General features: G+C 67.2%; 21 protein-coding genes. 11 read left to right on the top strand and 10 right to left on the bottom strand.

The window, feature by feature from the left end:
- The 8 genes from EER27_RS09915 to EER27_RS09880 all read left to right on the top strand — a co-directional run bounded on the left by EER27_RS09915 (position 1) and on the right by EER27_RS09880 (position 6613).
- Complete coding sequence (locus tag EER27_RS09915) at positions 1 to 816, top strand: CPBP family intramembrane glutamic endopeptidase (protein WP_223807266.1); 816 nt, start codon at positions 1 to 3, stop codon at positions 814 to 816.
- A 120-nt stretch (positions 817 to 936) separates the two neighbouring features.
- On the top strand, positions 937 to 1740 hold the full coding sequence (locus EER27_RS09910; protein ID WP_123087945.1) for a M48 family metallopeptidase: 804 nt from the start codon (positions 937 to 939) through the stop codon (positions 1738 to 1740).
- Positions 1741 to 1859: 119 nt separating this feature from the next.
- Positions 1860 to 3074 carry a tetratricopeptide repeat protein gene (locus EER27_RS09905; protein WP_123087944.1) on the top strand — a complete coding sequence of 405 codons (1215 nt, stop codon included), beginning with the start codon at positions 1860 to 1862 and terminating at the stop codon, positions 3072 to 3074.
- A gap of 154 nt (positions 3075 to 3228) precedes the next feature.
- A complete protein-coding gene (locus EER27_RS09900; RefSeq protein ID WP_123087943.1) occupies positions 3229 to 3897 on the top strand; it encodes an energy transducer TonB in 669 nt (222 codons plus the stop codon).
- 96 nt (positions 3898 to 3993) lie between these two features.
- Positions 3994 to 4746 (top strand): MotA/TolQ/ExbB proton channel family protein, encoded by a 753-nt coding sequence (locus EER27_RS09895; RefSeq protein WP_123087942.1) that lies wholly within the window; start codon positions 3994 to 3996, stop codon positions 4744 to 4746.
- A 35-nt stretch (positions 4747 to 4781) separates the two neighbouring features.
- Positions 4782 to 5201, top strand: a complete 420-nt coding sequence (locus EER27_RS09890; protein WP_123087941.1) for an ExbD/TolR family protein — start codon at positions 4782 to 4784, stop codon at positions 5199 to 5201.
- Positions 5202 to 5221: 20 nt separating this feature from the next.
- On the top strand, positions 5222 to 5635 hold the full coding sequence (locus tag EER27_RS09885; protein WP_123087940.1) for an ExbD/TolR family protein: 414 nt from the start codon (positions 5222 to 5224) through the stop codon (positions 5633 to 5635).
- 576 nt (positions 5636 to 6211) lie between these two features.
- The gene (locus EER27_RS09880) at positions 6212 to 6613 is read left to right on the top strand and encodes an ExbD/TolR family protein (RefSeq protein WP_123087939.1); all 402 of its coding nucleotides are present in this window, start codon (positions 6212 to 6214) and stop codon (positions 6611 to 6613) included.
- A gap of 49 nt (positions 6614 to 6662) precedes the next feature.
- On the opposite strand, the gene EER27_RS09875 is transcribed toward EER27_RS09880, so the two are convergent.
- From EER27_RS09875 to cls, 3 genes are all read right to left on the bottom strand, one after another.
- Complete coding sequence (locus EER27_RS09875) at positions 6663 to 7418, bottom strand: pyridoxine 5'-phosphate synthase (RefSeq protein WP_123087938.1); 756 nt, start codon at positions 7416 to 7418, stop codon at positions 6663 to 6665.
- A gap of 121 nt (positions 7419 to 7539) precedes the next feature.
- Positions 7540 to 7815: a hypothetical protein gene (locus EER27_RS09870; protein WP_123087937.1), complete on the bottom strand. Its 276-nt coding sequence runs from the start codon at positions 7813 to 7815 to the stop codon at positions 7540 to 7542.
- Positions 7816 to 7919: 104 nt separating this feature from the next.
- Positions 7920 to 9356 (bottom strand): cardiolipin synthase, encoded by a 1437-nt coding sequence (cls, locus tag EER27_RS09865; protein WP_123087936.1) that lies wholly within the window; start codon positions 9354 to 9356, stop codon positions 7920 to 7922.
- A gap of 62 nt (positions 9357 to 9418) precedes the next feature.
- On the opposite strand from cls, the gene EER27_RS09860 reads away from it, so the two are divergent.
- Positions 9419 to 10507, top strand: coding sequence for a PA0069 family radical SAM protein (locus EER27_RS09860; protein WP_123087935.1), 1089 nt, complete (start codon positions 9419 to 9421; stop codon positions 10505 to 10507).
- Positions 10508 to 10600: 93 nt separating this feature from the next.
- Here EER27_RS09860 and EER27_RS09855 read toward each other — a convergent pair whose 3' ends face one another.
- From EER27_RS09855 to EER27_RS09845, 3 genes are all read right to left on the bottom strand, one after another.
- On the bottom strand, positions 10601 to 11182 hold the full coding sequence (locus EER27_RS09855) for a PIN domain-containing protein (protein ID WP_123087934.1): 582 nt from the start codon (positions 11180 to 11182) through the stop codon (positions 10601 to 10603).
- Positions 11182 to 11655 (bottom strand): excisionase family DNA-binding protein, encoded by a 474-nt coding sequence (locus EER27_RS09850; RefSeq protein ID WP_190285735.1) that lies wholly within the window; start codon positions 11653 to 11655, stop codon positions 11182 to 11184. The genes EER27_RS09855 and EER27_RS09850 overlap by 1 nt, the downstream gene beginning before the upstream one ends.
- A gap of 174 nt (positions 11656 to 11829) precedes the next feature.
- Positions 11830 to 13662, bottom strand: a complete 1833-nt coding sequence (locus EER27_RS09845) for an SLC13 family permease (RefSeq protein WP_223807265.1) — start codon at positions 13660 to 13662, stop codon at positions 11830 to 11832.
- A 105-nt stretch (positions 13663 to 13767) separates the two neighbouring features.
- Here EER27_RS09845 and EER27_RS09840 point away from each other — a divergent pair, with 105 nt between their 5' ends.
- Positions 13768 to 14910 (top strand): sensor histidine kinase, encoded by a 1143-nt coding sequence (locus tag EER27_RS09840; RefSeq protein WP_123087933.1) that lies wholly within the window; start codon positions 13768 to 13770, stop codon positions 14908 to 14910.
- Positions 14910 to 15341 carry a response regulator gene (locus EER27_RS09835; RefSeq protein WP_123088165.1) on the top strand — a complete coding sequence of 144 codons (432 nt, stop codon included), beginning with the start codon at positions 14910 to 14912 and terminating at the stop codon, positions 15339 to 15341. Before EER27_RS09840 ends, EER27_RS09835 begins: the two co-directional genes overlap by 1 nt.
- 74 nt (positions 15342 to 15415) lie before the next feature.
- Here the strand turns inward: EER27_RS09835 and EER27_RS09830 are convergent, their stop codons facing one another.
- The 4 genes from EER27_RS09830 to EER27_RS09815 all read right to left on the bottom strand — a co-directional run bounded on the left by EER27_RS09830 (position 15416) and on the right by EER27_RS09815 (position 19347).
- Positions 15416 to 16147: a 2OG-Fe(II) oxygenase gene (locus tag EER27_RS09830; protein ID WP_123087932.1), complete on the bottom strand. Its 732-nt coding sequence runs from the start codon at positions 16145 to 16147 to the stop codon at positions 15416 to 15418.
- Between the two features lie 20 nt (positions 16148 to 16167).
- A complete protein-coding gene (locus EER27_RS09825; RefSeq protein WP_123087931.1) occupies positions 16168 to 17205 on the bottom strand; it encodes a class 1 fructose-bisphosphatase in 1038 nt (345 codons plus the stop codon).
- A 211-nt stretch (positions 17206 to 17416) separates the two neighbouring features.
- Positions 17417 to 18604: an ABC transporter permease gene (locus EER27_RS09820; protein ID WP_123087930.1), complete on the bottom strand. Its 1188-nt coding sequence runs from the start codon at positions 18602 to 18604 to the stop codon at positions 17417 to 17419.
- Positions 18601 to 19347 carry an ABC transporter ATP-binding protein gene (locus tag EER27_RS09815; protein WP_123087929.1) on the bottom strand — a complete coding sequence of 249 codons (747 nt, stop codon included), beginning with the start codon at positions 19345 to 19347 and terminating at the stop codon, positions 18601 to 18603. Before EER27_RS09815 ends, EER27_RS09820 begins: the two co-directional genes overlap by 4 nt.
- Positions 19348 to 19366 lie beyond the last annotated feature (19 nt).

The following is a 19366-nucleotide window of genomic DNA, read 5'->3' as shown; positions in this document are numbered from 1 at the left end:
GTGCTGGCCAAGATCAGCACCTGCCCGCCTCCGGGCCTGCCCGGCGACGCGGGGTGGCGCCCGCTGCTGGGTTTCGTGGTCGACCTGCTGATCGCGCTCGCGGTGCTGCTGGCCACCAGCGTGCTGGGTGGCATGGTCTGGGCGGCCGCCCGCCTCGTGTCCATGGCACCACGCCTGGACGTTCTCGCCACCCCCGACCGGATGGCCGCGGCCATCGGCCAGCCCGGCATGGCGGCCCAGATCGGCATCGGCCTGGGCGCAATGTTTGCCACCGCGCTGGTCGTGTACTTCTTTCGACGCCCCGCACCGGCCGCCGAACGCGCGACCTCGTTGCGTGCAGCGCGGCGCCCGTCGAGCTGGGGCTGGGCATTGCTGGCTGGCGTGGTGGCCTTCGCCGCCAGCCTGCTGCTGGGCTGGGCCATGCAGCACGTCGGCGTCGACGCGGTCCCCAGCAATCAGGTCCTGATCGGCGAATTGCTGCACAGCCATCCGTGGACGCTGTTTGCCCTCGTCGTGCTGTTTGCACCCGCCTACGAAGAGCTGCTGTTTCGACGCGTGCTGTTCGGGCGTCTGTGGGCGGCCGGACGGCCGTGGTTGGGCGTGCTCCTGAGCAGCCTTGCCTTCGCGCTGATGCACGAGGTGCCCGGCGTCGGTGGCAACAGCGTCGCGGCGACCACCCTGCTGCTGCTGGGCTACACGCTGATGGGCGGAATCTTCGCCTGCGTCTACCGCCACACCGGCACGTTGTGGGCCGCGATCGGCGCGCACGCGATCAACAACCTGCTCGCCTGCCTGGTACTGCTGGCCACGCAGTGAGCGGCGTTCGAAACGTCGAAGCGGTGCACCCGCCAATGCACCTGTCCATCGTCGGATATTGACGGCCTGTTCATTGCGGCGGAGTTACAAGTCTTCATCCCGCTGAACGGACCAGATTCCATGAAACCGATCGTGCTCGGCCTGTCGATCGCGGTGTTGCTTGCCGCCTGCGCCACCACCACCTCGCCCACCGGGCGCACGCAACGGGTCGGCGGTGTCTCGCAGGCGCAGCTCGACCAGCTCGGCATGCAGGCGTTCGCCGAAGCCAAGGCGAAAACCCCGCAGAGCCGGGACTCGCGGCAGGTCGCGTACGTGCGTTGCGTGGTCGGTGCGATCACCCGTGAGCTGCCTGCCAGCCAACAGACCGGCTGGGAGACGGCGCTGTTCGTCGACAAATCGCCCAACGCCTTCGCGCTGCCTGGCGGCAAGGTCGGCATCCACACCGGCATCTTCACCGTCGCCCGGAGCCAGGACCAGTTGGCCGCGGTAGTCGCGCACGAGATCGGCCATGTGATCTCCCGCCACCACGACGAACGCGTGACCAAGCAGCTGGGAACCCAGACCGGCCTGGGCATCCTCGGTGCGCTGGTCGGATCGGTGTACGGCGAAGGCGCGGCGCAGGCGACCACGCAGATTGGCGGCGTGGCGGCGCAGGGCCTCATCCTGCTGCCGAACAATCGCCAACAGGAATCCGAGGCCGATGTGGTGGGTCAGCAACTCATGGCCAAGGCCGGGTTCGATCCTGGCCAGGCGGTCGACTTGTGGCAGCACATGATCGAGGTCGGTTCCAGCCAGGCACCGCAATGGATGTCGACGCATCCCAACCCCCAGACACGCATCCAGGAACTGCGCAGTCGCGCCGGCGGCCTGCAACCGGTGTACCAGCAGGCACGTGCATCCGGACGCCGCCCGAATTGCGGCTAAACACGGACGCTCTTGGGACGCAACCCCGTTTCGTCAAGGTGCGCGTTCTGATAGGTTGGCGCCCCCCGGCCAGAGCCGCAGCCCGCCGCACCAGCGACGGCAGCAGATCGAGGTAGTCGATGAGCAAGTCCAATCTCCGAACTCGCCATGTCCTGGCGGCCGCCATCGGCGCTGTCCTGCTGGTCGGTGCGTTCTCCCAGGCCAGTGCCCAGTCCGCGCAGGAACGTGCGCAGGCTCGCCGTGATCGCCACGCGCAGAAGAGCGAAGAAACCAGCACCAACCGCAGCGAGGCCAAGTACCCGCAGGCGACCCGCACCTCGCCCGAGGCCAAGGCGTCGGCCCGCGTGACCCCGAAGCTGAAGAAAATGATGGACCTCTACGAAGAGGACAAGGGCGCCGAAGCGCGCGCCGCGGCGGACGAGATCATCGCCAACGCCGCCGCCAACGCGTACGACCACGCTTTCGCCGCCCAGATCGGTGCGCAGATCGCCTACGAGGCCGATGACGTCGCCGCCGCGCAGGCCTACCTGCGCAAGGCGATGGAGTTCAACGGGCTCGACAACAACGGCCACTTCGACGCGATGATGATGTTGGCCCAGCTGCAGCTGCAGGAAGAGCAGTACGCCGACTCGCTGGTGACGCTCGAGCGCTTCTTCACCGAGACCGGGACCCAGAAGCCCGAGCACCTGGTGCTGAAGGGCAACGCGTTGTACCGCCTCGAGCGCTATCCCGAGGCCGCCACCGTGCTCAAGCAGGCGATCGACGCGTCGCCCGAGCCGAAGGCGGACTGGCAGCAGCTGCTGATGGCAACCTACTTCGAGACCGGCCAGAGCGCCGAGGCGGCGGCCCTGGCTGAACAGATCGCCAGCAAGAATCCGACCGACAAGCGCGCCCAGCTCAATCTCGCCGCCAGCTACCAGCAAGGCGACATGCTCGACAAAGCCATCGGCGTGCTCGAGAAGCTGCGCACCGCCGGTCAGCTGACCGAGGACAAGGAATACCGCCAGCTGTACGCGCTGTACCTGAACCTTGACGGTAAAGAGCGCGAAGCGGCCAACGTCATCAACGACGGCCTCCAGAAGGGCGTGCTGCAGGGCGACTTCCAGACGTATCTGGCGCTCGCGCAGGCCTACTACTTCTCTGAACAGGTGGCCCCCGCGATCGAGGCCTACCGCAAGGCTGCACCGCTCGCGCCGAACGGTGACACCTATCTGAACCTGGCCCGTGTACTGTGGCAGGAAGATCGTATCCCGGAGGCCAAGGAGGCCGCCAAGCAAGCCATCGCCAAGGGGCTCAGCAAGCCGGAAGACGCACGCAAGATCCTGGCGCTTTGAGCCAGGAGCGGCATCACGATATGCCAGATGGCGCTTGGAATCAGGCTCACATCTTGGTATATGCTACGGGGTTCACGCGGCTTGAACGGTGCGTGAATCGTATGACGGCCCGAGACGCCAAAGCGTCCGGCACCACCTTCCGAGCTGACGGCGCATGACGCAAGACCTCGATAATCACGTAATCAAAGACGAAGACGAAGGGTTGAACTGGGCACGTATTGCCGGTATCAGCTCGGCGGTCGCCGTGCACGTCGCTGCACTGTTGCTCCTGCTTGCGCCGATGGTGCCGCCAGCAAGCCAGCAGGCGGAGGAGGACGTCACGATCGTCAACCTGATCAAGCCACCGCCGCCGCCGCCACCGCCGCCGCCGCCGCCCGAAGAGCCGCCGAAGCAGCTGGAGCCGCCACCGAAGCTCACGCCTCCGCGTCCGACGGCACTGCCGCCGCCGCCGGATCAGCCGCCGATCGAGAACACCGATCCGAGCCCGATCGATCCGCCGGCACCGCCGCCGGCACCGCCCGCGCCGCCCGCGCAGTCGGTCGATCTGGCCGGTGGTGACGTCGACGCAAGCACCCGCTCGCAGTACCCGGTCAAGTACCCGCCGTCGGCATTGCGCGAAGGCGCAACCGGTACGGTCGTGGTCGAGGTCGTGTTCGACGCTGCGGGTAACATCATCGAAGCCCGCGTCGCCAAGTCCAGTCGCAACCGCGATCTCGACCGCGCCGCCGTCGAGGGTGTGAAGCGCTGGAAGGTCAACCCTGGCATGCGTAATGGCCAGAAGGTTGGCGGCAGGGCCCACGTCAACGTCGACTTCAAGCTGTAAACGGCCCGGACCGGCCAGTCCGGTCCACCGTTCGCTGTAACGGAACATTTTTCCAATTACGCATCACCTTCATCACTTCAATCAAAGGTAAGCGTCATGCTGCAGGAAACCACCACCGCCGCTGCTGCTGGGGGCAACAACGCCGAAGCGCTCAACCAGATGAGCTTCGCGCATCTGTTGCAGAACTTCGATTTCGTCGGCTGGGTCGTGTTCATCACGCTCGCCACCATGTCGGTCCTGTCGATCTACTGGATCGTCATGAACTTCATCAAGAACCTGCGCCTGAAGGGCAGCTCGGACCGTGTGATCAGCACGTTCTGGGAAACCCCGAACGCCCAGGACGCCATCCGCTACATGGAAGAGCAGTCGCGCGCCGAGCCGTTCTCCAAGATCGCGCTCGACGCCGCCCAGGCCGCCGCTCACCACCAGCGCCACGAAGGTTCGCGTCTGGTTGAGTCGCTGAACCGTTCGGAGTTCGTGGACCGCGCCCTGCGCCAGGCCGTGACCCGCGAGTCGATGCGTCTCGAGGGTGGTCTGACCGTGCTCGCCACCGTCGGTTCGACCGCGCCGTTCGTCGGCCTGCTCGGCACCGTGTGGGGCATCTACCACGCCCTGATCAAGATCGGTGCGACCGGCCAGGCGTCGATCGACGCGGTTGCCGGCCCGGTCGGCGAAGCGCTGATCATGACCGCCATCGGCCTGTTCGTCGCGATCCCGGCCGTGCTCGCGTACAACTTCTTCATCCGCCTGAACCGCGTGACGAACAACAAGTTCGACACCTTCGCGCACGACCTGCACGACTTCTTCGCTACCGGTTCGCGCGTTGGCGAGCTGGCGGCCAAGCGCTAAGTCGGCACGTCATCTAGGTCAGCTGGAGTTCGGTTATGGCTTTTAGTGCAGGCAATGAAAGCGGCGGCCCGATGGCCGAGATCAACGTCACGCCGCTGGTCGACGTGATGCTGGTGCTGCTGATCATCTTCATGATCACGGCGCCGTTGATGTCGCACAAAGTGAAGGTCGAGCTGCCTCAGGCCAACCTGGATGCGCGCGAAGAGAAGGCTCCGATCGTGCAGCCAATCACCCTTGCGGTGATGGAGAACGGCTCGTTGTTCTGGAACGACGAGCCGATCACCAAGGACCTGCTGGAAAGTCGCCTTTCCATCGAGGCGCAGCGCATGCCACAGCCTCAGATCAACGTACGTGGTGACAAGACCACCAAGTACCGGATCGTCGAGGAAGTGGTGAAAATCGCGCAGTCCCAGGGCATGCGCAAGGTCGGCTTCGTCGCGACCAAAGAACGCTAAGGCAAACCGGAGACAACACTATGGCTTTCAGTTCCAACTCCGGTGGTTCGGCGATGTCGGACATGAACGTCACGCCGCTGGTCGACGTGATGCTGGTGCTGCTGATCATCTTCATGGTCACCGCACCGATCATGTCGTACCCGATCGAAGTGAACCTGCCGCAGCCGACTACCGTTCCGAACCCCAACCCGGTTGAACCGCCGCCGCCGATCAAGTTGCGCATCGACGCATCCGGCCAGGTGTACTGGAACGACGCACCGCAGCCTTTGAGCGTGCTCCAGAACATGATGCAGGTTGAGGTGAACCGTAATCCGGCCAACCAACCATTGCTTGAGATCGACACCAGCAGCGACGCCGATTACGGCATCCTCGCCAAGGTGCTTGCCCATGCGAAGAACGCCGACATGCAGAAGATCGGCTTCGTGCAGAAGTAAGAGCACAACGCTTACCGATAGTGATAGACGCCGCCTTCGGGCGGCGTTTTTTTTTGCCCCACCCCGCCCCGCCGTTTGCATCGCTGCTACCGCTATTGCGCTCGGGCCGCTGCCGTCCGCCGCCGGACGCCGCGCGGTCTGGGCGGATCAGCCCGCTCGGCCCGGCCGGAATTGGCCCGCCCGCCACACCGCTCCGACGCCGGGCGAAGATGGGCAACCCACCGGCGCACGCCCTTCGCGTCGTGCGTCTTGCCTCAGGTTGCGCTATCCGCCGCCCTGCCCGACTGGAACTGGCCTGACCGCAACACGGCCCCGATGTCGGGCGAAGGCTGCCCACCCACTGGCGCATGCCGTGCCACTCGCGCGTCCTGTCCCACGTCGGCCCTGGAGTTCGCGATCCACTGCCGGCCGGCGTTGCTGGCGCGCGTGCACCCATGGCGATCGGCGCAGGCGATCGGTGGGTGCGTTCGGTGATCGGGATCGACGATCGCGATCGGTGACTGCGATCGCGACGATTGCAGCCGGCGGCGGCGTGGGTGCACTCTGGACCCCGGCAACCGGCAAGGAGCGGAGACGATGAGCGATTCGGCTTTTGCTACCCAGTCACGCGGTTCGAGCGAGATGGCGACGATGAACATCACGCCGTTGGTCGATGTGATGTTGGTCCTGCTGGTGATCTTCATGATCGCCGCGCCGGTGGTGACGCGATCGCTGCCCCTCGACCTGGGTCGCGGAAACGGGCGCAGCGAGCCACCGCCGCGCGTGCAATTGCAGGTCCAGGCGGACGGCAACTTCCTGCTCGATGGCGTGCAGCTGGGGGCGGCCTCGCTGGACGCGGCGCTGCGCTCAGTGGCCCAGCGTTCGCCTGACAGCGTTGTCCAGATCGACGCCAGCGGCGACGCCGACTACCAGGGCTTCACGACCGCATTGGCCAGCGCCCGTCGCAACGGCCTCGGGCACATCGCCCTGCGTCCCTGACGTACGCCTAGCCTGCGCGTCATCCACGACGGCGCGCAGGCCGCACGCGCTAGGCTTGGCAGAGCGCGAGATACCGGCGAACGGTCCGGTCCAGGCCGTCGTACAGCGCTTCGCCGATCAGGGCATGGCCGATCGACACCTCCAGCACGTCCGGCACAGTGGCCAGGAAGGCGGCCAGGTTGTCCTGGCTCAGGTCATGACCGGCGTTGACGCCAAGCCCAACCGCCTGCGCACGCTGCGCGGCGGCCCGGAAGCGCGAGAGCGCCGCGTCCAGGGGCGCGCCGCCCAATGCATGGGATTCGGCGTACGGCCCGGTGTAGAGCTCGATCCGATCGGCGCCCACTGCCGCGGCGATGTCGTAGTGCATGGATTCCGCATCCGCGAACAGGCTTACCCGGCAACCCAACGCCTTCAGCGCGGCGACCAGCGGTCGCAGTGCCTCGCCGTCACGGGCGAAGTCGAAGCCGTGGTCCGAGGTCAACTGGCCGTCGCCATCGGGCACCAGGGTTGCCTGCGCGGGACGCACCTGCTCGCACAACGCCAGGAAACCCGGATAACCGTCGCGCGGCGGTGCAAACGGGTTGCCTTCGAGGTTGTACTCGACGCCGCGAGCGCGCGTGAGCTCGGACAGGGCGTACACGTCGTCGCTGCGGATGTGGCGGGCGTCGGGTCGGGGGTGGACGGTGATGCCGTGTGCGCCGGCATCCAGGCAGGCGATCGCGGCGCGGACCACGTCGGGCTCGCCGCCGCCGCGCGAGTTGCGCAGCACGGCGATCTTGTTGACGTTGACGCTGAGCGCCGTCACGGGTGCGCCCCGTTCTGGCGTCGGGTCGCGCGCGGGGCTCCGAGCGCGTGAAGGGTGACGCCGACAGGCCGCACCGCACAACCGGCACCGGTGTCCGCCGGCGCCGAACCGTTACAGCGGTTCAATGCGTTGCGTCGGAGTGCGGCGGGGCGGCGTTGTTCGCCTCGGCCAGCTTGCGCGCTTCGGCCTGCTCACGCAGGCGACGCAGCTCGGTCGGATCGATCATCATTCCGACGTCGCGGCTGCTGTCCTCGACGCGCTGAGCCAGGATGCCCATGACCCAGACGAGAACCAGACCGAAGGCGACCAGCAGGCAGACCAGCACCACGGCCAGCGAGGAAGCCTTGAACGCAACCACGATCGCGGCAAGGGCCAGTAGCAGGTAGAGCCAGGACATCGCGGAACGCTCCAGAGTGTGGCGCGTCGAGTTTACCGCCCGACCACCGCATGGGTCGTCCGGCCAGACCGCGGCGGCGACCGCTCGTCGCCAGTGGCGCGCGATCAGAGCAGTGGCGACATCAGCCGCGCGATCGCCTCGGGCAGGCGTGAACGCCACAGCGGCCGCCCGCGGTCGTCACGCACCCGCGTGGTCTGGCCGAGCTCGTTCTCGATCAGTGCCGCCAGCTGCCCGGCCAACCCGGCGTCGCGGAACAGCACCGACAATTCGAAGTTGAGTCGGAAGCTGCGGTTGTCGAAGTTCGCGCTGCCGATGATCGCGACCTCGTCGTCGCACAGCAGCGCCTTGGTGTGCAGCAGGCGGGGACCGTACTCGTGGATCCGGACGCCGGCCGAAAGCAGCTCGTCGAAGTAGGAGCGTGCCGCCCAGGTGACCAGCACGCTGTCGCTGACCTTGGGCACCAGCAGGCGCACGTCCAGGCCGCCCAGCGCGGCCGACGTCAACGCCATTCGCGCCGCCTCGCCGGGGACGAAGTACGGTGTCACCAGCCACACCCGGCGGCGCGCCGAATGAATGGCGCCCACGTGAAGGCGGTGGATGGCTTCCCACGGCGAATCCGGCCCGGACACCAGGACCTGCGCGGCCACTGTCCCGGCGCCGCAGATCGGCAGGGCGAGCTTGAGTGGCGGGTCGCCGGTGGCGTACGCCCAGTCCTCGACGAACACCAGCTGCAGCGCCCGCACCACGTCGCCTTCCAGCCGCAGGTGCAGGTCGCGATAGGCGTCTTCGCGCAGCCGCTCGTCTTCCTCGTCGGTGATGTTGATGCCACCGGTGAACGCGACGCAGCCGTCCACCACGACGATCTTGCGATGCGTGCGCAGGTTCAGCCACGGCCGCTTCCAGAACCAGCGCAACCGCATCGGATGGAACCAGGCGACCTCGCCGCCGGCATCGATCAACGGCTGCAGGTAGCGCCAGGACACCTTTCCCGAACCCACCGCATCGAGCAGCAGTCGCACCTTCACGCCGGCGCGCGCACGTTCGACCAGGGCGTCGCGCAGCGCGGTGCCGGTGCGATCGGGCAGGTAGATGTAGTACTCCAGGTGGATGTGCTCGCGCGCTTTGGCGATCTCCGCCAGCAGCGCGGTGTACTTGGCCGCCCCGTCGATCAGCAGGTCGGCGCGGGTTGCGGTGGTCGGGGCCAGGCCGGTGGTGGCCTGCGCCACGCGCGCGAGTTCCAGCGCGTCCGCGTCGCGGTCGAAGCCGGACGGGTGCGGATCCAGGCGCCCACGGTTGCGCAGCCGCCGCAGCCGCTGGCGCTGGATGCGCTGCGGGCCGAAGAAGTAATAAATCACGAAACCGACGTAGGGCAGGGCGGCCAGGCTGATCAACCAGCTCAGCGTCGCGGCCGGTTCACGTTTCTGCAACGCGATCCAGGCGCCCAGCCACAGCACATAGCCGACATAGGCGACGGTGAGGTAAAGCTTCAGGTGCGGGATCGCGAGAATCGCGTCCCACACACCTCGCAGCGCGTCCAGCATGGGGCGGATTCCTCGGCGTCTGAGTCGCAGCATCTGCGACGATGGAAGACTAGGCTAAGCCCATGGAAGACGCCCGGAAAGCGCAGACGCCGATCAAAGGCCGCGGCGCGGCCTCGCAGGTCGCTGGCCGCTACGCGGTTACCACCACGCGCGGCGAGGACGACGGCTGGGGTTCGGTCTATGAAGACCTGGCCGACCAGCCCAACCCCGCCACGCGGGTCACCGAGGAGCGCGCGCGCAGCATCATCAGCCGCAACGACTCGCCCGACATCGCATTCAGCCAGTCGATCAACCCGTACCGCGGCTGCGAGCACGGCTGCGTGTACTGCTTCGCCCGACCCTCGCATGCCTACCTCGAGTTGTCGCCCGGGATCGACTTCGAGACCCGGCTGTTCGCCAAGACCAATGCCGCCGAACGCCTGCGCATCGAGCTGGCCCGTTCGAGCTACCGGTGCGCGCCGATCGCGCTGGGCATCAACACCGACGCCTACCAGCCGATCGAGCGTCGCTACCGGATCACGCGCGAGCTGCTGGAACTGCTGGCCCAGTGCCACCACCCGGTCAGCTTTGTCACGAAAGGATCGCTGATCCTGCGCGATGTCGACCTGCTGGCGTCGATGGCGCGCGAACGGCTGGTCAGCGTGTACGTCTCGGTGACCACGCTCGACAACCGCCTGGCCGCGCGCATGGAACCGCGCGCCGCCGCGCCACACACGCGGCTCAAGATCGTCCGCGAGCTCAGCCAGGCTGGCGTTCCGGTGGGCGTGCTGGTCGCGCCCGTGGTGCCGATGGTCAGCGACCACGAACTCGAGCACATCCTCGAGGCGGCCCGCGACGCCGGCGCGCAGGCCGCCAGCTACGTGCTGCTGCGCCTGCCGCACGAGCTCAAGGAGGTCTGGCGCGAGTGGTTGCAGCTGCACTACCCCGAGCGCGCCGCGCACGTCATGAGCCTGGTGCGACAGATGCGCGGGGGCAAGGATTACGACAGTACTTTCGGCAAGCGCATGCGCGGAGAGGGGCCGTTTGCGGACATGATCGCCCAGCGATTCGCCAAGGCGCACCGCCGGCTGGACTTTGGCCGCCTGCCCGCGCTGGATTGCAGCGCGTTCGTGGCGCCGCGCTCACCGTCGCCGCAGGGCGAGCTGTTCTGAGCGATGGCGTCGGGGTGGGGCGCAGTCTCCGGTCGGGACCTCAGGCCAACCAGTTTGCGCAATCCGGATGCCGCTCCCTTCCGCGGGCACTAGCTAGATCAACTCGGCTGCCACGCGCAGGCGTTCGGCCATCGCCACCAGACCGTTACGTTCGAACGCGCCTGCGAACTCTTCCGGAGTCAAAGGGGGGCTCTTCGAGCGGGCACGCATTTCCTTGAATGCCGCTAGTGCCGCGATTGAATCTAGATCGAACTGTGCGATCAGGAAATCGTCAGGATGAATGGCCGATAGACCGTGCACATCGAGAACGTTCGCCGGAAAGTCCTTCAAGTTGGCCGTCACAATGCAATCAGCGTGACCTGCAATCGCTGCGGCCAGGACGTGCACGTCACCTGGATCGGGAAGCGCCAATCCGGACGCCACTGCATCACTTGCTGCTTCGGGCACTTCCCAGTCCGGAATCGCTTGCCGCATGAGATCGCGGCGGCGAACAAGCTTGCCGGCAATCTCGGGCCTATCGCGCCCGAGATTGCGGAGCCACTCTTGTTCAATTCGAGTCGTCCATTTGGCCGCGTATAGCCCCGCAACCGCCATGCTCATCAAGGCATCAGCTACGCAGGCCGGGTAGAGCACGCACGCGTCCAACACAGCGGTGTAACGTGCGTGCCCTGCCATCAGTAATCTAGGCCGAGTTCATTAGCGTTCTCAGCAAGCTGCCGCAGCGCATCCTTCTGACTGGCTAGCATCCGTTGCTTGTAAGCGTGCAGGTCCTCGAACTGCACGCGTCGATGCGTGCCGACCATGCGATGCGGCAGACGACCAGCCTCCATCTCGCGAATCACAAACGGGCGCGAGACGTGCAAGTAGTTGGCTGCCTCAACCGTCGTCATTTCTCGCTTTGCCGACACTACGGTGACTGACTTGCGCTCGCTGAGGGCCCCAAGGACTTCACCGATCAGACGCAGAGCCTTGGTCGGCAGTTGCACGGACGGCAAGTCGCCATCTGCGCTGATGAGCTTGATCGTGGCAGCGTGGGCACGATCCAGCGACTCGCCAATACAACGGTGTGCTACGCGGGCCATCTCCAACTCCTCTGGACTCATCTCCGAGGGCTTCGGGCGCCGGGTGCGTTCCTTGATTGTCGACATGCGTTGCCCTCCTGGACGGAAGGGCGCGCTCGCACCAATGCGTGCGGTTTCGCTGGGCTTCCGCTCTAAATGCACTATATGAACTAAATGCACTATCTGCAACATACGCGCCGTGCCTGAACTGTATTCCCGGGTCACCAGACGGTCGGTTCTGGATCGGAGGGCCTGGTGGCGTTACGCCACGGCCCACGCCGGCAGCAGCGGGCCCCCCAGCCAGAGCCAGCGCGCCATCCACGTGCTGACCAGGGCGATCATCACCGTCAGCGGCAGGCCGATGCGCAGGAAGTCGTTGAACGAGTACTGGCCCGGGCCGAGGATCAGCAGGTTGCCGTGGTGGCCGATCGGCGTCAGGAAAGACGCCACCGCGCCCAGCGCCGTGCAGACCACGAACGGCGTGGGCGGCAGGTCCAGCGATTGCGCCAGCGACACCGCGATCGGTCCGAGCAGCACCGTGGTCGCCGCGTCGGACAGGATCTGCGTCAGCAATCCGGCCACGGCGAACATCACCAGCAGCACCGCCAGCGGCGACCAGCCCGCCACCACGTGCAACAGGCCATTGGCCAGCATCTGCGCGGTGCCGGTCTGCTCCATTGCGATGCCCAGCGGAATCACGCCGGCGATCATCACGAAGATGCGCACGTCGATCTCGCGGTAGGCCTGCTGCACGTCCACGCAGCGGGTGACCACCATCGCCACTGCACCCAACAGGAACGCCAGCGGTGCCGGCAGCCATTCGGTCGCCGCTGCCAGCACCGTCGCGGCCAGGATCGCCAGCGCCAGCGGCGCGCGTAGCCGGCGTTTCGCCTCGCCGGCAAACGGCACCAGCATCAGGAAGCCGTGGTGCTCGGCCAGCTCGCTGAATCGGGACGGTCGGCCCCACAGCACCAGCAGGTCGCCTTCGCGCAATCGCGCGTCGGCCAGGCGTGCGTGCGTGGTCGTGTAGTAGCGGCCATCGCGGCGCCACAGCCCGACAATCACCGCATTGAAGCGCCGCGCGAAGTCGAGTTCGCGAATCGAGTGGCCGATGAACTCCGAGCCCGGCGCGACCACCGCCTGCACCAGTTGCGCCTCGCCGTCGCCGGTCGTGCGTGCGCCGAATCGCGCAATGGCGTAGAGCTCGAGGCCGGAGTCATCGTGCAGTGAGGCCAACTCGTCGGCCGACGCCTCCACCAGCAGCACATCGCCGGCAATCAGCGAGCTGTCGGGGCCGAGGTCATCGCGCGGGGCGCCATCGCGCAGCCAGCCGGTCAACAGGAATCGGTCGCCGAGCGCCTTCTGCAACTCCGACAAGGGCCGCGTGCTCCAGCGCGACCCTTCGACCACCAGCAGTTCGGTGCGGTAACGATCCAGGCGCAGGTAGCGGTCGTCGCCGTGCTCGCCACTGCGCTTGGGCAGCAGCCACCTCGCCAGCAGCATGTAGACCACGCCCAGCAGCACCAGGGCGAGGCCGATCGGGGTGATCGAGAAGATCCCCAGGCCCGGTGCACCGGTGCGTTCGATCAGGTTGTCGGCGAGCAGGAACGCCGGGGCGCTCACCAGGGTCAACGTGGTGCCCAGCGACGCGGCAAACGACATCGGTATCAGCAGGCGCGAGGCCGACAGCCCATGCTCGCGTGCGAAGCGGATCAGGATGGGCAGCATCATCGCCGTCACCATCACGTGGTGGGTGAACGACGACAGCGCGGCCACGGTCGGCATGGTGACCGCGATTGCGCGCGATTCGCTGCGCCCGGCGGCCACGCCGATACGGTGCCCGACGCGTTCGGTGATGCCGGTCGCGGCCAGGCCGCCGGAGATCACGAACACCGCCGCGACGATGATGGCCGGCTCGCTGGCGAAGCCCGACAGCGCCTGTTTGCCGTCGAGCACGCCGGTCACCACCAGCGCCATCAAGGTCAACATCGCGGTCACGTCGACGCGCAGGCGTTCGCTGACGAACAGGTACAAGGCACCGGCGAGTATCAACAGAAACGCGATCTGTTCGAAGGCGATGTCCGGCAGGCTCATGCCGGCATTGTGCGCGAGCGGACGGTCGCCGTGCACGCGCCGCCATGCACCGCATCGTCACGACGGCACTGGTTAGACTTGCCCTGAGTCCCACGCGTGGCCACGATGTCTCCATTCACCCGACCTGCCTCACCTCCCGGAGAAGAACGCTTCCGGCTCGCGATGGCCGCTTCCGGGATCGGTATGGCGATCGTCGACCTCGATCGGTGCTGGATCGAGGTCAACCCGGCCTTCGAGCGAATGCTCGGGTACCGCGCCGCCGAGTTGCTGGGCCGCCCCGCCGCCGAGTTCACCCACGCCGATGACCTCGATCGCTCCGCGGCCGCGATCGACGACCTGCTTGCCGGCCGCATCGACACCATCGATGCGGCCAAGCGCTACCGGCACCGCGACGGGCACACCGTGTGGACACACGCCAACGTCGCGGTGATGCGCGATCCGGGCGGCGCGCCGCTGTACCTGCTGGTGCAATTGCGCGACATCACCGCCGAACGCATGGCGCAGGAGCGCCTGCGCGCGCTCGACGACGAGCACCAGCTCGCGCTCGACGCTTCGCAACGGCAACTGCAGCTGTTTGCCGACGCGGTCGCGCACGACCTGCGTGCGCCGCTGCGCTCGATCGAGAGCTTCTCGGCGTTGCTCGCCGAGCGTCATGCCGACCAGTTGGATGCCAGTGGGCTGGACCATCTCGCGCGCATTCGCAATGCCGCGATGCGCATGAGCAGCCTGCTCGCCGCGCTGGGAGAGCTGTCGTACGTGACACGCACCGAACTCAAGTCCACCCAGGTCGACCTCAGCCTGCTGGCCGAGTGGGTGGGCGCCGAACAGCGCGACGCCGATCCCGAGCGGGCCGCCACCATCGAGGTCCAGCCCGGTTTGGTCGCGCAGGGCGACGAGCGCCTGCTCAAGGTGATGTTCACGCGGTTGATGGAAAACGCGTGGAAGTTCTCGCGCGAGAAGCCACAAGTGAGTATCTGCGTGGGCGGCGAGACGCGCGGGGGAAGCATGCGGATGTGGGTGCGCGATGCCGGCAGTGGCTTTGACATGCGCTACGCCCACAAGCTGTTCCAGCCTTTCCAGCGCCTGCACGGCCCGGACGAAGGCGGTGGCCACGGGCTCGGCCTGGCCATCGCCAAGCGCGTCATCGAACGCCACCACGGCACCTTGCGTGCCGATTCCGCCCCCGGCGAGGGCAGCACCTTCCATGTCGAATGGCCGGCCGTGCCGGCACACCGGAACCACACCTGATGCAGAAGGAAATCCTGCTGGTCGAAGACAACCCCGACGACGTCGAGCTCACACGCCTGGCGTTCGACGAAGCCAAGATCGCCAATCGGCTGGTCGTGGTGGGGGACGGCGCGGAGGCGCTGGATTACCTGTTCGCGCGCGGCCGGCACGCCGGGCGCGACGCCGGTGAGTTGCCTTCGATCGTGCTGCTCGACCTCAACCTTCCCAAGCTCGACGGTCGCGAAGTACTGCAGGCGATCCGCGGCAACGACGCCACGCGCACGCTGCCGGTGGTGGTGCTGACCACCAGCACCGAGCCGTTCGATGTCGAGGCCAGCTACGCGCTGGGCGTCAACAGCTACATCCAGAAGCCGGTCGACTTCGAGCAGTTCGTCTGGGCGGTCAAGCAGGTCGGTCTGTACTGGCTGGTGCTGAACCACCCGCGCGTCTGAAGTGCGGTCGCGGCGTCCGCCGGTCGGACCGCCCAGGATATCGGGCCATCAACCTCGCGCCCAACATCGGACCATCACCCGCCCGACGTGCCGAACAGCTGCTCGCCGCGCTGGAACAGCACCCAGCTGGTCGCGATCACCTTGTCCCCGCCTTGCGGGCGGTTGCCCCGGTGGGTGTGGGTGAACGCCGCCGGGGCCAGCAGCAGGCTGCCGGTGCGCGGCGCGATCTTGCGCTGCTGGTACAGGAACTCGGTTTCGCCGGCCTCGAACGAGTCGTTGAGGTAGGCCGTCCACAGCAAGTGGCGGTGGAGGGTCTCGCACTTGGCATCGCGCGGGTACAGCTCGCAATGCCAGTACGGATAGCCGCCGCGGCCCGCGCTGTAGCGCTGCAGGTTGATCGAGCCGGGACGGAACACCATGCGCGCCACCGGCGCCAGCTCGGCGTCGTCCATCTGCGCCACGCGCTCGGGCGTGAGCCGGTGGCGGCTGCCGTCGCTGCCGGGCACTTCCAGCATCAACGGGGCGATCAGGGTGTGCGGATAACGCCGCAGGTAGCCCAGCAGGCAGGTGAACATCGCGCTGTTGAGCGCGATCTCGGCTTCGCGCCAGTCAGCGCGGCCGCTGATGGTGAGATCGCGGCTGTCCTTGAGCTCGGGCATCACGCCGCCGCCGACCCGGCCGGGGTGGCTGTCGCCACTGGCGGCGAAGCGCGCGATCAACTGCGCGCACAGCTCGGCCGACAACGCATCGGGGTAGACCTCGATGAAGTCGGGCTGGCCCGGCGTGACGTCGGTGTCGGCGGACATGCGCGGGCTCCGGGCCTGGCTCAGCCGGCGTCGTGGTCGAGGTGGTAGCGCACCGCGGCCTCGACCTCGAGCTTGCTGCCCAGGAACACCGGCACGCGCTGGTGCAACCCGCTGGGCTGCACTTCCAGCATGCGCATGCGACCGGTGCTGGCGGCGCCGCCGGCCTGTTCGACCAGCAGGCTCATCGGGTTGGCTTCGTACATCAGGCGCAGCTTGCCGCCCTTGTCGGCGCACTTGGCGTCGAGCGGATAGCTGAAGATGCCGCCGCGGGTCAGGATGCGGTGCACGTCGGCCACCATCGAGGCGACCCAGCGCATGTTGAAGTCCTTGCCGCGCGGACCTTCCTTGCCCAGCAACAGGTCGCCGATGTAGCGCTGCATCGGCGGCTGCCAATGGCGCTGGTTGGACATGTTGACCGCGAATTCCTTGGTCTCTTCCGGGATCCGCATGCCGTGCGTGGTCAGCATGAAGCTGCCGACTTCACGGTCCAGCGTGAACGCGTGCGTGCCGTGGCCGACGGTCAGCACCAGCGTGGTGTTCGGGCCGTACGTGCAGTAGCCCGCAGCCACCTGGTCGGTGCCCGGCTGGAGGAAGTGCTCGTCGCCTGGCACGGCGACGCCCTCGGGGCAGCGCAGCACCGAGAAGATCGTGCCGACGGAGATGTTGACGTCGATGTTGGACGAACCGTCCAGCGGATCGAACAGCAGCAGGTAATTGCCGCTGGGGTAGCCGTCCGGCGACAGGTCCGCGATCGGCATGCTGTGGTCCATCTCCTCCGACGCCAGGCCGGCGAGGTGGCCGCCCCAGGCGTTGGCCTCGAGGAGCACGTCGTTGGCGATCACGTCGAGCTTCTTCTGCGCCTCGCCCTGGATGTTCATGCTGGCCGCGCCCGGCGTGCCGGCTTCGCCCAGGACGCCACCGAGCGCACCCTTGCCCACCGCGATCGAGATGGTCTTGCAGGCGCGGGCGACGACTTCAATCAGCAGGCGCAGGTCGGCGCTGATGTGGCCGGCGCGTTGTTCTTCCAGCAGGTGGCGGGTCAGCGAAACATTGGACATGGCGACGGACAGGAGCGGGCAAGGGGCGCCATTGTCGCCGATGCGGCCTGCATTCCAAACGCCGGTGCGCAGGGCCCGTCCGCGCGGGCCGGCCGGGATGCGGCCAGGCCGGCACCCGCCGACCCGGCGCAACCCCGGTCCCGGGCGAGTAGGTGGGTTCGGCCGCCAGCCGGACCCGCCCGCAACCCGGGCAGGTCCGGAACGGCGTCGATCAGGTCGAGATCGCGAGCTTTTCCTGCTGGTAACGCAGCGTCGCCGCGTACCACAGCACTGCCGCCATCGCGAAGCCGCACCCCAAGTAGACCAGCCAGACCTGCGGGTCGATCGCCTCGGCGCGGATCACCTTCAGCAGCAGCTGGTTCTGGGCCAGGAACGGGACCGTGTACTGCCACAGCTCGGTCTTGATCGGGTTCACCATCAGCACGATGGTCGGCACCATCGGCAACAGCATCAGCCACACCATGTGACTCTGCGCTTCCTTGGTGCTCTTCGAGCCGGCCGCCAGGAAGGTCAGCAGCGAGGTGCCGATCAGCAGCATCGGCAACAGGATCAACAGCATCTTGGCGATGGCCAGCAGGCTGACGTCGAGCATTTTCGCCGCGTCGCCGGCCAACTGCGCACTGAGCTTGAACGCCAGCAGCGTCAGCAGCAGCGACAGCAGGCCCAGCGCGCAGGCCGCGGCGATCTTGCCGCTGACGATCGCGCCGCGTGCCACCGGCGTGGCCAGCAACGGCTCCAGCGATTGCCGCTCGCGCTCGCCGGCGGTGGCATCGATGATCAGCGCCGCGCCGCCGAGGAACGACGACAGGATCAACAGGTAGGGCAGCAACGACGCCAGCACGCGGCCCCGTTTGGCGGCTTCGGTGGCCAGGTCGCGGTTGCCCACGTTGACCGCACGCGTTACCGCCGGGTCGATGCCGCGCGCCATCAGGCGCAGTGCGCCCACCTGCTCGCGGTAGGCGTGCAGCGCCAGTTGCAGGCGGGTCACCGGGATCTCGGCGTTGCGGCGTGTGCTGTCCTGGACCACCTCGACCAGCGCCGGCCGGCCCTTGTGCCAGTCCGCCGCGTAGTCCTCGTCGATCCGCAGCGCGACGTCGACGTCCTGGCGGGCGATCGCGGCATCCAGATCGGCCGGTGCCTTCGTCGCTGTGATGCCCTGGGTGGCCAGGAACGCGACCAGGTTCGGGGCGCGCTCCATGCCGACGACCGGTACCTCGAGCACCTGGTCGAGTTGGGTCCGCTCGCGGCTCTCGCCCAGCTTGCCCAGGCCCAGGAGCATCGTCGGGTACAGCAGCGGGCCAAGCAGCAGCGCGATCGCGAGTGTGCGGCGGTCGCGCGACAGGTCCAGCAGTTCCTTGCGGACGACCGACCAGACGGTGGTGAACACGGAGGTCTTCATGCGTGCAGGCCCTCCTCCGAGCCGATCGCCTTGACGAAGGCGTCCTCGAGGTTGGCTTCGCCGAATGTCGCGCGCAGTTCGTCGGCGGTGCCGGCGGCGACCACGCGGCCCTTGGCGATGATGACGATGCGGTCACACAAGGCGGCCACCTCCTGCATGATGTGGCTGGAGAAGATCACGCAGCGGCCCTCGTTGCGAAGTTGCTGCAGGAAGGCGCGCATCGCGCGGGTGGTCATCACGTCGAGGCCGTTGGTGGGCTCGTCCAGGATCACGTTCCTGGGGTCGTGCACCAGTGCGCGCGCGATGGCGGTCTTGGTGCGCTGGCCCTGGCTGAAACCTTCGGTCTGGCGATCCAGAATCTCGCCCATGTCCAGCGCCGCCGAGAGCGCGGCGGTGCGCGCGGCGATCTGCGACTTGGACATGCCGTGCAACTCGCCGAAGTAGCTGATGTTCTCGCGCGCGGTCAGGCGCTTGTAGACGCCTCGCGCGTCGGGCAGCACGCCCAGCGCACGGCGCACCGCGGCTGGATTGCTTGCGGCATCGATGCCATCGACCTCGACACGTCCCTGGTCGGGCTGCATCAGGGTGTAGAGCATGCGCAAGGTGGTGGTCTTGCCGGCGCCGTTGGGACCCAGCAAGCCGGTGATCCGGCCGTCGCGGGCTTCGAAATCGACGCCCGAGACCGCCTGGACCAAACCGGTCTGGGTCTTGAACGCCTTGTGCAGGTCGTGTGCGGTGATCATGAAGGGAGACCGAAAAGGT

This window comes from Montanilutibacter psychrotolerans, assembly GCF_003719825.1.
Taxonomy (GTDB): domain Bacteria; phylum Pseudomonadota; class Gammaproteobacteria; order Xanthomonadales; family Xanthomonadaceae; genus Montanilutibacter; species Montanilutibacter psychrotolerans.
The sequence above is the reverse complement of the archived record's forward strand: the minus strand, read 5'-3'. Positions and strand labels throughout refer to the sequence as shown.

What these genes read in the sequence shown, in the direction of transcription:
- EER27_RS09845 (WP_223807265.1), bottom strand. Translation starts at nt 13,662, where the DNA reads ATGAGCCTGCCGGACATCGCCTTCGAACAGATCGCGTTTCTGTTGATA.
- EER27_RS09825 (WP_123087931.1), bottom strand. Translation starts at nt 17,205, where the DNA reads ATGTCCAATGTTTCGCTGACCCGCCACCTGCTGGAAGAACAACGCGCC.
- EER27_RS09910 (WP_123087945.1), top strand. Translation starts at nt 937, where the DNA reads ATGAAACCGATCGTGCTCGGCCTGTCGATCGCGGTGTTGCTTGCCGCC.
- cls (WP_123087936.1), bottom strand. Translation starts at nt 9,356, where the DNA reads ATGCTGGACGCGCTGCGAGGTGTGTGGGACGCGATTCTCGCGATCCCG.
- EER27_RS09855 (WP_123087934.1), bottom strand. Translation starts at nt 11,182, where the DNA reads ATGGCAGGGCACGCACGTTACACCGCTGTGTTGGACGCGTGCGTGCTC.
- EER27_RS09880 (WP_123087939.1), top strand. Translation starts at nt 6,212, where the DNA reads ATGAGCGATTCGGCTTTTGCTACCCAGTCACGCGGTTCGAGCGAGATG.
- EER27_RS09820 (WP_123087930.1), bottom strand. Translation starts at nt 18,604, where the DNA reads ATGAAGACCTCCGTGTTCACCACCGTCTGGTCGGTCGTCCGCAAGGAA.
- EER27_RS09860 (WP_123087935.1), top strand. Translation starts at nt 9,419, where the DNA reads ATGGAAGACGCCCGGAAAGCGCAGACGCCGATCAAAGGCCGCGGCGCG.
- EER27_RS09835 (WP_123088165.1), top strand. Translation starts at nt 14,910, where the DNA reads ATGCAGAAGGAAATCCTGCTGGTCGAAGACAACCCCGACGACGTCGAG.
- EER27_RS09905 (WP_123087944.1), top strand. Translation starts at nt 1,860, where the DNA reads ATGAGCAAGTCCAATCTCCGAACTCGCCATGTCCTGGCGGCCGCCATC.
- EER27_RS09885 (WP_123087940.1), top strand. Translation starts at nt 5,222, where the DNA reads ATGGCTTTCAGTTCCAACTCCGGTGGTTCGGCGATGTCGGACATGAAC.
- EER27_RS09870 (WP_123087937.1), bottom strand. Translation starts at nt 7,815, where the DNA reads ATGTCCTGGCTCTACCTGCTACTGGCCCTTGCCGCGATCGTGGTTGCG.
- EER27_RS09815 (WP_123087929.1), bottom strand. Translation starts at nt 19,347, where the DNA reads ATGATCACCGCACACGACCTGCACAAGGCGTTCAAGACCCAGACCGGT.
- EER27_RS09840 (WP_123087933.1), top strand. Translation starts at nt 13,768, where the DNA reads ATGTCTCCATTCACCCGACCTGCCTCACCTCCCGGAGAAGAACGCTTC.
- EER27_RS09850 (WP_190285735.1), bottom strand. Translation starts at nt 11,655, where the DNA reads ATGTCGACAATCAAGGAACGCACCCGGCGCCCGAAGCCCTCGGAGATG.
- EER27_RS09890 (WP_123087941.1), top strand. Translation starts at nt 4,782, where the DNA reads ATGGCTTTTAGTGCAGGCAATGAAAGCGGCGGCCCGATGGCCGAGATC.
- EER27_RS09830 (WP_123087932.1), bottom strand. Translation starts at nt 16,147, where the DNA reads ATGTCCGCCGACACCGACGTCACGCCGGGCCAGCCCGACTTCATCGAG.
- EER27_RS09895 (WP_123087942.1), top strand. Translation starts at nt 3,994, where the DNA reads ATGCTGCAGGAAACCACCACCGCCGCTGCTGCTGGGGGCAACAACGCC.
- EER27_RS09900 (WP_123087943.1), top strand. Translation starts at nt 3,229, where the DNA reads ATGACGCAAGACCTCGATAATCACGTAATCAAAGACGAAGACGAAGGG.